Origin of the sequence: Acetoanaerobium pronyense (genome assembly GCF_017874355.1) — a bacterium.
Lineage (GTDB): Bacteria > Bacillota > Clostridia > Peptostreptococcales > Filifactoraceae > Acetoanaerobium > Acetoanaerobium pronyense.
This window is the reverse complement of the sequence record NZ_JAGGLI010000029.1, coordinates 25,417-38,856: the sequence shown is the minus strand read 5'-3', so window position 1 is coordinate 38,856 and position 13,440 is coordinate 25,417. Positions and strand designations below refer to the sequence as shown.

General features: G+C 32.8%; 14 protein-coding genes. 3 read left to right on the top strand and 11 right to left on the bottom strand.

Annotation, left to right across the window (positions count from 1 at the left end; all coding sequences use genetic code 11):
• Window positions 1-463: 463 nt before the first annotated feature.
• Window positions 464-643, bottom strand: coding sequence for a hypothetical protein (locus J2Z35_RS11450; protein ID WP_209661524.1), 180 nt, complete (start codon window positions 641-643; stop codon window positions 464-466).
• Window positions 644-881: 238 nt separating this feature from the next.
• Between J2Z35_RS11450 and J2Z35_RS11445 the strand changes: the two genes are divergently transcribed.
• Together J2Z35_RS11445 and J2Z35_RS11440 are read left to right on the top strand one after the other, a co-directional pair.
• A complete protein-coding gene (locus tag J2Z35_RS11445; RefSeq protein ID WP_209661523.1) occupies window positions 882-1,019 on the top strand; it encodes a hypothetical protein in 138 nt (45 codons plus the stop codon).
• 123 nt (window positions 1,020-1,142) lie between these two features.
• Window positions 1,143-1,334, top strand: coding sequence for a hypothetical protein (locus J2Z35_RS11440; RefSeq protein ID WP_209661522.1), 192 nt, complete (start codon window positions 1,143-1,145; stop codon window positions 1,332-1,334).
• Between the two features lie 35 nt (window positions 1,335-1,369).
• Here the strand turns inward: J2Z35_RS11440 and J2Z35_RS11435 are convergent, their stop codons facing one another.
• The 6 genes from J2Z35_RS11435 to J2Z35_RS11410 all read right to left on the bottom strand — a co-directional run bounded on the left by J2Z35_RS11435 (window position 1,370) and on the right by J2Z35_RS11410 (window position 7,583).
• Window positions 1,370-1,675, bottom strand: coding sequence for a hypothetical protein (locus J2Z35_RS11435; RefSeq protein ID WP_209661521.1), 306 nt, complete (start codon window positions 1,673-1,675; stop codon window positions 1,370-1,372).
• Window positions 1,676-1,792: 117 nt separating this feature from the next.
• On the bottom strand, window positions 1,793-2,821 hold the full coding sequence (locus tag J2Z35_RS11430; RefSeq protein ID WP_209661520.1) for a 5-oxoprolinase subunit C family protein: 1,029 nt from the start codon (window positions 2,819-2,821) through the stop codon (window positions 1,793-1,795).
• The gene (gene pxpB, locus J2Z35_RS11425; protein ID WP_209661519.1) at window positions 2,809-3,528 is read right to left on the bottom strand and encodes a 5-oxoprolinase subunit PxpB; all 720 of its coding nucleotides are present in this window, start codon (window positions 3,526-3,528) and stop codon (window positions 2,809-2,811) included. The genes J2Z35_RS11430 and pxpB overlap by 13 nt, the downstream gene beginning before the upstream one ends.
• Window positions 3,529-3,543: 15 nt before the next feature.
• Complete coding sequence (locus tag J2Z35_RS11420) at window positions 3,544-4,299, bottom strand: LamB/YcsF family protein (protein ID WP_209661518.1); 756 nt, start codon at window positions 4,297-4,299, stop codon at window positions 3,544-3,546.
• Between the two features lie 37 nt (window positions 4,300-4,336).
• Window positions 4,337-6,253, bottom strand: coding sequence for an ABC-F family ATP-binding cassette domain-containing protein (locus J2Z35_RS11415; RefSeq protein ID WP_209661517.1), 1,917 nt, complete (start codon window positions 6,251-6,253; stop codon window positions 4,337-4,339).
• 163 nt (window positions 6,254-6,416) lie between these two features.
• Window positions 6,417-7,583 carry an RNA-guided endonuclease InsQ/TnpB family protein gene (locus J2Z35_RS11410; RefSeq protein WP_209661516.1) on the bottom strand — a complete coding sequence of 389 codons (1,167 nt, stop codon included), beginning with the start codon at window positions 7,581-7,583 and terminating at the stop codon, window positions 6,417-6,419.
• Window positions 7,584-8,066: 483 nt separating this feature from the next.
• Between J2Z35_RS11410 and J2Z35_RS11405 the strand changes: the two genes are divergently transcribed.
• Window positions 8,067-9,413 (top strand): pyridoxal-phosphate dependent enzyme, encoded by a 1,347-nt coding sequence (locus J2Z35_RS11405; protein WP_209661515.1) that lies wholly within the window; start codon window positions 8,067-8,069, stop codon window positions 9,411-9,413.
• A gap of 117 nt (window positions 9,414-9,530) precedes the next feature.
• On the opposite strand, the gene J2Z35_RS11400 is transcribed toward J2Z35_RS11405, so the two are convergent.
• From J2Z35_RS11400 to J2Z35_RS11385, 4 genes are all read right to left on the bottom strand, one after another.
• On the bottom strand, window positions 9,531-9,971 hold the full coding sequence (locus J2Z35_RS11400; RefSeq protein WP_209661514.1) for a universal stress protein: 441 nt from the start codon (window positions 9,969-9,971) through the stop codon (window positions 9,531-9,533).
• 20 nt (window positions 9,972-9,991) lie between these two features.
• On the bottom strand, window positions 9,992-10,423 hold the full coding sequence (locus J2Z35_RS11395; protein WP_209661513.1) for a universal stress protein: 432 nt from the start codon (window positions 10,421-10,423) through the stop codon (window positions 9,992-9,994).
• A gap of 160 nt (window positions 10,424-10,583) precedes the next feature.
• Entirely contained in the window at window positions 10,584-11,981 is a 1,398-nt protein-coding gene (locus tag J2Z35_RS11390) for a B12-binding domain-containing radical SAM protein (RefSeq protein WP_209661512.1), read from the bottom strand.
• A gap of 136 nt (window positions 11,982-12,117) precedes the next feature.
• Window positions 12,118-13,434, bottom strand: a complete 1,317-nt coding sequence (locus J2Z35_RS11385) for a B12-binding domain-containing radical SAM protein (protein ID WP_209661511.1) — start codon at window positions 13,432-13,434, stop codon at window positions 12,118-12,120.
• Window positions 13,435-13,440: the final 6 nt, after the last annotated feature.

Genomic DNA, 13,440 nt, shown 5'->3' with positions numbered 1-13,440 from the left:
AAACTTTAACACGAAATTGAGTCCTTTTCTATTTTTTTGTATTTTCACCTAATAGGTGTAAAAGGCTACGCCTTTGTAAAGCTTACGCTTAAATGCTTTTAAAGATTTTAAAAGAAGTGTATGAATAATTCAGGCTCATTATAAGATTTTTTAAATTTTTCTAATTAATCATCTATTCTTTTTGTATACAACTTAATAGTAAAAAATACTCCTCCCAAATTAAAAAATAAAAAAGTTATGATTAATACGGATAATTTAATTTTATTTCCCCTTATCAACTCTAGATTTTCATTAAAAATATAATATTCGTTGCTATAGCCTTCTAAAAAATAAAGGCTTAAAAAAGCCATTATATAGAATAATATAGCTATAAAAAAATACTTATCTTTTATAATATTCTTTTTCTTTTGTATATTCATAAAAAATTCCTTTCTAATTCAATTCTTTTATATTTGAACTATAGTTAACTTTTACTTTTTTTATATACAAAAAATGAAATAATTAAATATGCAGCAAAAAGAAATATACCTATATCGCCTACTCCTGCAAATTTTTCAAATGGATTTTTTAATTTTAACACAGAAAGTGTTATATTTATAAATATTCCAATACAGAGTAACAATTGAATTTGTTTTATACTCAATTAAAGCTCCCCCTTCTTACTTTGATTTTCTTCCCACATCCTACTAGAAAAATTGTATATACCTTATAACTTTTATTTTTAAAATCCATTAAACCCCTCTAATATAAATTATTTTATTAATAAAACTTCTATCCCTTATTAAAGTATACATTTACCTTAAACAGAAATAGTTTACAATGTTGTAACAAAGAAGGAAGCTCCTTAGAGAATATAGAATACATTATATAAGGGGGATATTATGAAAAAATACTCATTATTTATTTTAATTCTATTATCACTTAGCTTCGTTGGATGTAGTAGTAAAGAAATAATATATCATGACAATGGAGAAATAAAATATGAAGGTGAATTTAGAAATGGATCGAGTATAAATTAAGATATCCCTAGATTCTACATACAAGTTACTCAAATACCCCTTTGAATATGCATTCATAAGGGGTATTCCAAAGTTGCCCCAATTTAAAAGTGCTTATATAAACAAGATTAAAAGGAGGATATCATGGCAAACGAACTTCCAAAGTATGTAAAGAAATTTATAGATAGAAATATTATTAATGCAAGCCTTAGAGACAATCCCCCTGACGAAAAAAATAATTTCACTACAATTGGAGATTTTATATTTCTACCTATTCTTTTTATGCTAACAATTTTTAAAGTTGTACCCAAAATTTTGAAGAAAATAAAAAATTAGCTTAAATACTGTAAATTTAAGGTAGTGCATACACACTACCTTTTCCTTATATAAATTATTGCCATTAAATTAAATACCGTTTGTAATAAAATTATTATAGGTGTGTATGTTCTTAATGGAAATACATTAATGACATCACTATTATCGCTTGAGACTTGTATAATATTAACTCCTAAAGGGACTATCTCGCTTACAAATTCTCCACCTTTTTCTTGTAATATCAAGTCATGGGCTTTTAAAAAAACCGTCACATCTTTATAAAGTGAATTGAGTTCAGCAAAGCTTATTAAAAGGAAAGTAATGTTAATTATAATGATGATTATAAAGATTTTAGATTTCAATTATATTCCCCCTGTATTTTTAGATTAGCTGTAGGTTGGTTTACAATATCTCTTTCATTTTAAGTCCCATACCTTCTTAAGTATACCCTAGGTTAATCAAAATATTTTCCAACAAAATTACAAAGAGTAGTCTATCTCCTCTACACCCACAATATAATTCTTATTATTTACATTAATGCTATATGTTTTCTTATTCTTTACCTTCACAACTGACAGTTCCTTTAGTTTTTCAATAAGTATATTTTCTTCTCTAAGTAACTTTTGGGCCTCTAATACTGTAATAGCTTTAAATCTAACGCTGTCTTTTGGACGTAGCTGCGCCATTAGAGGAAGGTCTGCTGTAATCACTGTTCCTATCTTTGGATAGCCTCCTGTGGTTTGCCTGTCTGCCATCATCACTATTGGATTTTTGTGGCCAGGGATTTGTATGGCACCCATAAAAATAGGGTCTGATATGATATCTGCTTTTGATATATGCTCTATCTCTTCTCCTTCTAGTCTGATTCCCATTCTGTCCATTTCATCAGCTACCGTATATGTGCTATTTAAAAAGGTTTCTATAGCTTTTTCTGTAAACATATCATCCTGAGGACCAAGTATTACTCTAACAGTTTTGTCCCCTGCATAGTTTTTTCTTAGGCTTAATGGAATTATCCTCTTTGGAGGCATTTCTCCAGTTTTTAGTATATTTAATATATCTCCATCTGCAAGCTTTCGTCCCATGTATCCACCTACTGAGGTTTTTGTATGGGTTGCTCTGCTATTCATCACCATATCTACATCGGTTCCCACTGAAAATGCTATATAGCATCTGCTTCCATTTTCCACTGGAGAAAATCTTACTATATCCCCTTTTACTACATAAAGAGTTTCATACATAGGTCTTTGAGATGAATTAATCTCTATCTTCAAATCTCCACCAGTAACTGCTATTGCCATATCCTCAAGTATCTCTATCTCTGGTCCGATAAATGTAAATTCAAGGAGTGCATCACCTATATCGTTACCTACTAGTATATTTGCAAGCTTGTGGCTATAGCTATCCATACTTCCAGATTGGGTGACTCCAAGGGACTGATAGCCATATCTTCCAAGGTCTTGAACAGTTGTAAAAAGCCCTCCCTTAATTATCCTTATAGCTCCCATATATTATTCTCCTTTTCTATCTTTTCATATTCTTCTTTATCTATAGGGATGAATCTAATATATGTTCCTGCTTTTAAAAGTATTGGGTCTTTTGAGTCTTTGTCATAAAGCTTTAGGGGAGTCCTCCCTATTATCTGCCAACCTCCAGGGCTTTCAAGGGGATATATCCCTGTTTGAGAATCAGCTATCCCAACAGAGCCTGCATGGATTTTTGTCCTTGGTTTTTCTAGCCTTGGAGTATGAATCCTCTCATCAAGCCCTCCAAGGTATGCAAACCCAGGCATGAATCCCATCATGTAGATATAGTAATCTGTAGACGTGTGAATGCTTATTACTTCTTCTTTAGTAAGTTTTGCATTTGAAGCTACAGTATCAAGGTCTATGCCGTATTCATCTGAGTAAAGTACAGGTATTTTTATTACCGTTTTTTCTGCGTTTTCTTTAGGAACTATTTCATTTGCAATATTCTGAATTTTTTCCTTAAAATCTTCATAGTTTATTTTCTTTGAATCATAGAGTATTCCAAGGGATCTATAGGTAGGTATCATCTCTATTACTTCATTAAAATTTAGGTTTTTAATAGTTTCATAAAGGGCTACAACCTTGGAGTTGACCTCCATTGATATAGTATTTTCAAATTCTACAAGCAAGCCACTATCTGAATAGGGCTTTATCTTTGGAAATTTTTCATTAATATTTTCCCCCATACTTCTCCCCCTTAATTAAAATGGTTTTATTTCTATCCCCTCTTTTTCAAGTGCCTCTCTGATACTTAGTGCAAATTCTTCTGCTCCTTCTGTATCTCCATGAATGCATATGGAGTCTGGGTAGACGTCTATATCTTTTGAGTCTATAGATATCACCTTGTTTTCTTTAATCATCCTTACTACTCTATCTGATATAAGGTTCATATCGTGAATTACTGAGCCCTTTATCTTCCTATCTACAAGGCTTCCATCATTATTGTATGCTCTATCTGCAAACACTTCACTTTTAAAATGTATCCCTGCTTCCTCTGCTGCATCTTTCATAAGACTTCCCGAAAGTCCAAGGAGTGTTATATTGTCGTCTATTTCTTTAATAGCTTTACATATTGCTCTAGCAGTATTCATATCCTTAGCCGCCACATTATACAAGGCTCCATGGGGTTTTACGTGGTTTAGTTTTCCTCCTAATGAATGTACAAATCCCCAAAGTGCTCCAATTTGGTACTTTACTAGAGCTTTTATTTCTTCTTCAGTCATATCTATCTTTCTTCTTCCAAATCCTTGAAGATCTGGGTAGCTCACGTGAGCTCCAATTTGAACGTCATTTTCAATCGCTATTTTTACTGTCTTTTCCATAACAATTGGATCTCCTCCATGAAATCCACAAGCTATGTTGCAGGAAGTGATAAGAGGGATTAGTCTCTCATCATTTCCTAGTGTATATCTTCCAAAGCTTTCTCCAAGGTCACTATTTAAATCGATTCTATACAAAATTACTCCCCCCTTTTAATTTGTATCAAATGATTTTTTAAATCAGTCCCATCTCCTCTGCCATCTCTGTAAGGTAAGCCCATCTTTCCATAAGATGCTCTAGGTCTTTACTTAACTCTTCTTCTTCCTTTAATAGGTTATTTAATTTTATGAAGTCACTTCCGCTTTTTTCAATTTCTTTCTTTACTTCACTTAGTTTGGCTTCTGTTTTTTCGATTTTTTCGTCTATCTCTTCGTATTCTTTTTGTTCTTTGTAGCTAAATTTAGTCTTCTTTTGAGGTTTTTCCTGAGATTTTACTTCTTTTTTTTCCTTTGAGGATTTACTTTCTTTTTCCTCTGCATATTCTTTTTTCTGGTTTAGGTTTCTTTTGGCTGCGTAATCACTGTAGTCACCATGATATATCTCTATCCTCCCATCTCCTTCATAGGCAAATATCTTATCGCAGGTCTTATCAAGAAAATATCTGTCATGGGATACTGTAATCACAGGCCCTGGAAACTCCTCTATATAGTCTTCAAGGATAGCAAGAGTCTGTATGTCAAGGTCATTTGTAGGCTCATCAAGAAGGAGTACATTTGGTGATTCCATAAGTACAGAAAGAAGGTATAGTCTTCTCCTTTCTCCTCCTGAAAGTTTTGATATATATGAGTACTGCATATCTGAACTAAACATAAACCTTTCTAGCATCTGACTTGCAGTTATTTTAGTACCATCTCCAGTTGATATATATTCAGCCTTTTCTTTGATATATTCTATCACCCTTAGATTTGGATTCATATCTAGGTTTTCTTGGGAGTAGTAGCCTATCTTGATACTTTCTCCAATGTCTACCATTCCCCTATCTAGTTCTATAGTTTTTGTGATTGCGTTTAGTAGGGTGGATTTACCTTCTCCATTTTTTCCTACTATTCCTATCCTATCATCTCTAAGTACCGTATAGGTAAAGTCATTTATCACTGTCTTTGAGTCAAAGGTCTTTGATATAGAATCTATCTCTATTATTTTCTTTCCCAATCTTCTTCCTGCAACTGATATATCCATTTTTTCTTCTGAGGATTTTTGGACCTCTTGCTCTAGGTCTTTAAACCTTTCTTTTCTTGCCTTTTGCTTGGTCCTTCTTGCTTCTACACCTTTTCTAATCCATGCAAGCTCGCTCTTGTATAGACTTTCTTTCTTGTCTTGAATCTTCCTTTCATCTTGCTCCCTCTGCTCTTTAAGCTCAAGAAACTTGGTATATGAGCCTTGATAGGAATATAGCTTTCCTTTTTCTATCTCCCATATCTTGTTTACTACCCTATCTAGAAAATATCTGTCATGGGTAACCATAAGTAGAGCACCTTTTCTAGTCTTTAGATATTCTTCTAAAAACTCTATGGTCTCGTTGTCTATATGGTTTGTTGGCTCGTCTAGTATCAGTAGGTCCGACGGTCTTATGAGGGCCCCTGCCATTGAAACTCTTTTTCTTTGACCTCCTGAGAGGTTCCCTATTTTTTCCTCAAAATCATATATTCCAAGCTTTGTAAGGACTGCCTTTGCTTCTCTTTCAAGGTGCCATGCATCCATAGAATCCATCTTTGGATTAAGGGATATTAGTTTTTCTTGAAGAGCTTTATCATCTGGATTTTTTTGAAGCTTTTCTACTACCTCTTCGTACTCTCTAAGTAAGACCATAAGGGGAGAGCTTCCTCTAAATACCTGCTCTATCACTTTTGACTCGTGGTCAAAGTCAGGATTTTGTGGAAGATATTCTATGTTAATCCCAGATGATTTTATTATCTCTCCTGAATCAGACTGCTCAAGTCCTGCAATTATTTTAAGTAATGTTGATTTTCCAGTACCGTTGATGCCTATTAGTCCGATTTTGTCTGCATCCTCTATACCAAATTTTATTTCTTTAAATAAATCCTTTTCGCTATAAGCCTTTGATAGACTTTCTGTAGATAATATATTCATAAACTAATGCTGCTACTCAAAATATGGAAAATATACCCATATCGAGATTATTCCTTCTTCAACGTGTCTGCTTTCGGATAAATCTATCCTACTAACATTTGGTATAACACTCCAAAGGCGTAAATTCCCGTCTAGCCAACGGTACACATATACAATAGCTTGTTTATGCTACTTTGTATATTTTTGCATTTGCAAGATTAATACTAGCATTTTTATCCCTACCAATAACCAAGCCACATTCTGAACATATATAGGTTCTATCAGACAATTTTAAATCTTTTTTGATAAAGCCACATTCTGAACATACTTTACTTGAAGGATAAAATCTATCAACAATTCTCAATTCAATTCCATATATTTTACATTTGAACTTAAGTTTAATTTGGAATTGATGAAAACATTGTTGAGATACTGCTTTTGCTAAATGACGATTCTTCATCATTCCTCTAATATTCAAATCTTCAATTGTAATATAAGATGGTTTGGCTTTTACTATCTTATTTACAGTTTGATTAATATGATTTTCTCGAATATTAGATAAACGTTTATGAATACGTTGTACTTTGGCTATTTGTTTTTGGATATTCTGCCTAGTAGCTCTCCCTTCTTTGTTTTTGTCTTGTTTTTTCAAACTCTCGTATTTTCTCGAAAGTTTTCTTTGTTCACGTTTTAATTGCTTTTCAAGCCTTCTAACTTCTTTTGTTTTATTTATGTTTTTGAATGGTGATTCTAAATTGCTAACAATTGCTAAATCTTTGATTCCTAAGTCAATTCCTATACCTTCATTAAATTCATCAAAAGTGTAATCTTTTTCATCTTCAATAAGAACAGAAACATAATATTTTCCTGACTTAAATGAAAATGTGCCACTTTTAACTATTCCATTAGTTAGAATATAACCTTTTTCTTTTAGTTTTACCCATCCAATAGTAGGTATTTTAACCTTATGTCTTTCTACTGTCCAATCTCCCTTATTGTTTTTTGGGAAATATGCTTTTACATCTTGATTTTTCTTTTTCTTAAATCTAGGAAATTTACTTTGTCCTTTAAAAAATCCCTTAAAGGCTTTTTCAGCATTCATAATTGCTTGTTTAACTGCTTTGCTTCCCACTTCTTTAATCCATTCATATTCTGGATTATTAGGGATAAATTCATTATTAAGCCATTTTGAAAAATCCATACCTGAAACAAATCTTTTTTCTTTTTCATAAATTTCTTTGTTGTGTGAAAGATAAAAGTTATAAATAAATCTGCATACGCCCAGAGTTTTATGAATTATTATTTTTTGTTCTTCGGTGGGATTGATTTCTGTTTTATATCCTCTGAGCATATCTCATCATCCTCCTAACATTTCTGCAAACTCATTTGGTTTATTGTAATTATCTCCTTTGACTACATATGAATACTTATGACCATGTTTGTCAATGTATTTGTTTACTGTTTTCCACTCCTAATTTCATATTTAAAATTCTATATCTATCATATTATATCAAATATTAGAAAAGGCTCAGATTTTTATTTTTTCCCATTTTATGGTATAATATATAGGTATTTTTTACTTCATGTCATTTAAACTTTCATTTCGATGGTTTCATCGTCATTTAAAGCAACTTTGCTTTATCAAATTATTTTTTTCATTTTCTGTTATTTTCCAAATACTTATTGGTATTAAATGAATTATAACCATTAGTTCTATTAATTTTTTAATTCACCTTCATAATATCTATATTATTGAGATTTAGAGAATCTCTATTTTTGTTTAAATTAAATAAACTGTTCATGTATCTATTGAAATTTATAAAGGAGTGATTTTTTGAATATATCTGGAAAAACCCCGTTAATGAGGGCAAAAAAACTAGAGAAATACTTAGGAGTAGAGGAGATTTACTTAAAGCTTGAAGGAACCAACCCTTTCAATCACAAGTTTGACCGTATAGCAGAGGTACTTGTAAAGGATGCTCAGATTCAAAACAAACAAACTCTTCTTGTAAACGGCGCAGAGGACTATATCGAATCTGTAGGTCATTTTGCAGAAAAAGCTGGCCTTTCTATTAAGGTTCCTCAGTTCAAAAACGAAAAATGGAAAAATACTGCTTTTCCTAAGGATATAATTATAGATTTTACAAAGGAAAAAATCGACAATAAGTATGTGTTTGTGGATACCTTCTGTGAAAAAAATGATTTTTATAATGCTTCAAATGGCTATAGAAACAGGCATCTTAGCATTATTTCTCTTCAAAGCATTGGAGAAGAAATTGCTGAAAGACTAGGAGATGGTATAAGCAGTGTATTTACCCAGCTTAGCTATGGGTATACTGTATCTAGTCTCTACAATGGTTTTGTAGAGCAGTGGGTACAGGGGAAGATAAACAAGTATCCTCAGATTTTTTCCTGCACTATACCAAATGGTAATGTCATATTTGATGATTTCAAAAAGAAGAGAGAAATATTAGGACTAGAAAACTATAAGATAAAAGTAAACAAATATACTCGAAATCTTTTCACAGGTGAGGGTGCTCTACTTGAAGAAACTCTTAAAGCAATTCATGATACAGAGGGAAATATAATATCTGTAGACGAAAAACTGCTCAAGGAAAGTTCTCAAGTTCTTAGACAGCAGGAAAATATCATACTATCTACAGAGGAAGCCTATGCTTTTGCAGGTTTTTATAAAATGGCAAAGGAAGGTCAGATAGAAAAAGGAAAGCATGTCATAATATTAAATGACGGAAGAAGCGACCTTGAGGTCATTAGGATTAATGACTTTAAAAAATATGCCAAAGAGGAGCTTGCTCAGTGGATTAAAGAATGGCTCCAAGGATATTCTGACCCTATAGAGGAGACTATCGATGCTCTAGATCATGCCATAGAAGATGGCTTCATACTTTTAGCCCTTAGAAATAATATTCCTCAGGGGGCATGCGTTGTGGTAAATACTGGCTTTAAAGATTTTGTTCCTACTTATCACCTTGGGTATATAGCTACAAAAGAAGGTAATAAGGGAAGAGGTATTGCCACTAACCTTATAAGTCAAATGATTGAGCTTACAGATGGCAATCTCTCACTTCATGTGGATGCAAAAAACAAAAGAGCAACAAAGCTTTATGAAAAACTGGGATTTGAAATTAAGTATTTTAGAATGCTTTATACTGGAGAGTAAACCTAATATAAAAAGATAAAAATCATAGAGAATAGTATTCACTCTGATGAATATTCATATTATAAGTCCATAAATTAAGACCGAAGAATAAATTCTTCGGTCTTTTTTATAGAACTTTTATTCTCTTTCATCAACAGGTATAGCAAGCACTGGAACTGTAGTATGATGCATTACATAATTAGTTACAGATCCAATAAAGAATCTTCTAACCTTTGTCATGCCTCTTGTGGCCATTACAACAAGGTCCACAGGATTTTCATCACAATAAGTCACTATGGAGTCTCCAGGATGTCCAAGAACAGTAACTCCTTCTACATCTGCACCTAGTAGTTTTGTTTTTGCATCTTCAAGTATCCTTTGCCCTCTTTTTACAAGAGCATCCTCAACTGTAGGATCATATGCATAGTATTCATGCATAGAAGCTCGGTTTCCTACATCTACTACATTTAGAAGTATGATTTTCGCTCCAAATTTTTCTGAAATTTGTCTTGCAGCTTCTAATGCTATATAGCTCCCCTCGGAACCGTCTACTGGTAATAGTATTTTTTGAACATTCATAAAACAAGCCCCCTCTTTTTTTATTCTACAGGTATCGCAAGTACAGGTACTTTAGTATGATGAATCACATAGTTTGTAACAGATCCTATTACAAATCTTCTTATTTTTGTGGCACTTCTTGTAGCCATAATGATAAGGTCTACTTCATTATTTTCACAGTAGGTTATTATAGCGTCTCCCGCATGTCCAAGTGCTGGTATAGTTTCAAAGTTGAATCCTTGAAGTTTTGCATTTGTATCTTCAAGTATTCTGTTTCCTCTTTTTTGAAGAGTCTCTTGAACTACAGGGTCATAATCTGAGGATTCATGAATAGAACCCCTATTTACGAAATCTACTGCATTAAGAACTACTATTTTGGAGTTAAACTTTGCAGCCATTTTTTTTGCTGTATCTAGTGCCAAATCGCTAACCTCTGTACCATCTACAGGTACAAGTATAGTATCCAACTTCATAATATTTCCCCCTAATCCTAGGTTTTTTGCTTTTTTCTATATACACTATGGTTCTTATTATCTTTATTACCCATCATTTGATTTTATTCTCACAAATAAATTTAAATTCTCAATTATTTCCAGTTTAATTTTTTTATACCTTATTTTTTATAAATATAATCTATGATGAGCTTTTTAAAATAAGCTTTGAGTATTTTCCAAGGAGTCCAAAAGAACCTTTTGCAAGTCTAAATAATGATAAGAAACCAAATTTTTTAGTGATATAAAATATATTGTTTCTAACTGTGTTTACATAGATTATGGTTTTTAGTATTTCTACATAATACCTTCTAAGGCTCATATTTTCTGGCTTTATAACCACCTGTCCAAAGCTCCATTTTTCATAATCTTCTTTTGGAAATAGTAGTCTTTCTCTGTATCTCTCATATAGAGGCAGTCCTGGAAAAGGAGTAAGGGGAGAAAATGTTGATATTTCTGGGTCTAGGATTTTAATATATCTTCTAAAATCCTTGAAGTCTTTTTTTGTCCAGTCGGGATGAAATATAAAGGATGCCCATACATCAAGCCCTATTTTTTTTGTAAACATGCTGCACTTTATACTGTCATTTGTGGTAGAGCCTTTTTTGTAGGATTTTAAATCATCTTCTTTGAAGGTTTCATACCCTACTAGTGCTGCCTTTAGTCCTAAGCTTACAAATCTCTTTATCTCATCTTTGTTTTCAAGGATACTCTTTACACTTGCATAACATATGAAGTTTTTATTTATATTTTCTTCCTCTAAAAAATCACAAACCTGATTTATCCTATCCTTGCTATGGAGAAAATCATTGTCAAATATCATGATAGTTGGCTCTTTGATTTCCCTTATTTCATTTTTCACAGAATCTATATCAAAATATGATTCGCTGTATCCCTCTAGTCTCCACCTCAGGCAAAAGTCACAACCTTTTGAGCATCCTTGGGCTGTACCCATTATTGCAGCAGGTTTGTATCCAAAATATGAGTATTCCCCTCTATATTTTTCAGTGGATTTTCTATTTGGTTTTATATACTGGTTTCGCCCTCTTACTTCTGTGCTCTTAAAATCATTTACTCTGCTATGAACTCCATCTATCAAAGGAGCATCACTTTCTAATAACTCATTTTCTTTTTTGAGCCTTAGCTCTATATATTTAAAAAGAGCATTTAGATTTTGCTCCGTTGTAAACTTCATCACATGATCTATATAGGAAGAAAAGAAGCTCTCAGGACTAAAAAAAGCCTGAGTCCCTCCAGCTACAATCTCTATATCCTCTTTATATTTCTTTATTTTTTCTGCCATAGAAAGTACAGGCTCTACATCTATACATAATGATGTAAGTCCTACTATATCTGGAGCATACTCCTTTATCTTTTCTATAAGGTCTTTGTTTTCAGCCATCATGTCAAATATTTCAACCTCATAGTCATTCTCAAGGACAGTGTATACCATCTCAAGTCCAATAGGCTCGCTGTACATCACTTCACCTAAATTAATTGACTGCTTCATCCTTGGTGGCCTTACAAGTAGTACTCTCATCTATATCACAGAACATAGCCTCTAAAATCACTAATCTTTAACCTTAGAAAATTAGAAGTATGTGTTCCCCTTTCTATCTTTTTAGATGATATTTGTATATAAAAAAATAGGTTTTTCCTTCTCTTTTTTTATTTTTTTAAATAATATTTGGAGTTATCTTTCTTTTTATTTGATATCTATAATAAAGATTTACCCCTAGATAAAAAATACATCTATCCATTTTTTTGAAAAAATCTTTTCTAAATATAGTTCTTGCTAGTATAGAATTTATGGAAAAGACTTCTTCATATAAGTTCCAGTAGGCATCTGTAAGCTCTTTAGGCGTCATGTTTTTGGGGATGTGAACCGCTTCACTGCCGTTGTATGAATATATGTCCCTTACTGCTATCCTTCCCTGATTTTCCATTTCGTTGTAATACTCAGTTCCAGGGATAGGGGTAAGTATATAAAATCTAGGGACTGAAATCTTATTGTCTTTGATGAATTTTCCTGTATTTTTTATGGATTCAAGTGTGTCTCCATCTGCCCCAACCACCATCTCTGTTGATATATCTATTCCTGCATTTTGTATGTTTTCCATAAGGGTTTTGTATTCATCCACTTTTGCCCATCCCTTGTTCATATAATTAAGACTCTCTTGGGATATGCTCTCTATACCAAAGCTAAGGGCTATGCATCCGCTTTTTGAAAGAGCATAAAGAAGCTCCTTGTCCTTTCCAATCTCTATGGAGCACTGTGATAGCCAAAGCATATCAAGGTTTTTTATTTTTTCTGCAAGCTCTAGTATATAGTCTCTATCTGAAATTATATTGTCATCAAGGAGGAGGAATTTTTTAAATCCAAGTGATTTGACATGATTTATATCTCTAATCACATCATCTACTGGTCTTTTGATATAGTTATTATGATATAGGCAGTATACTGAGCAAAATGTACATGAGTTGGGACAGCCTCTTCCTGCTTGTACAGGTAGAAAATCCCCTATTTTTTTATTTAATATTAAATCAAATCTAGGGGGAGGTGTATCTAAAGCTTTTATCTCCTTTTTATAAAATGGTTTCAGGGAATTGTTTTCAAAGTCTCTGAGCATATCCTCCCAGACATCTTCTGCATCCCCTATGATTACGCTGTCACAATACTTTTTTGCTTCATCTGGCATAAGGCTTACCATATAGCCCCCCATGACCACTGTCTTTCCTCTTTTTTTGAACTCCTTGGCTATATCTATGCTCCTCACAACTCCATGACCCATGCTCCCTATTCCGATAATAGATGCATCTGTATCAAAGGGTATGTCTTCTATGGTTTCAAGTATTATCTCTACTTCCCAGTCCTTAGGGGTAAGCCCTGCAATAAGGGGTAGCCCAAGGCCTACAAAGTATAGCTTACTTTTTTTAATTAGGTTTCCCTTAGAGTCATAGGGTGTTGATTGAATTAAAAGTAGTTTTTTCAAAAAATC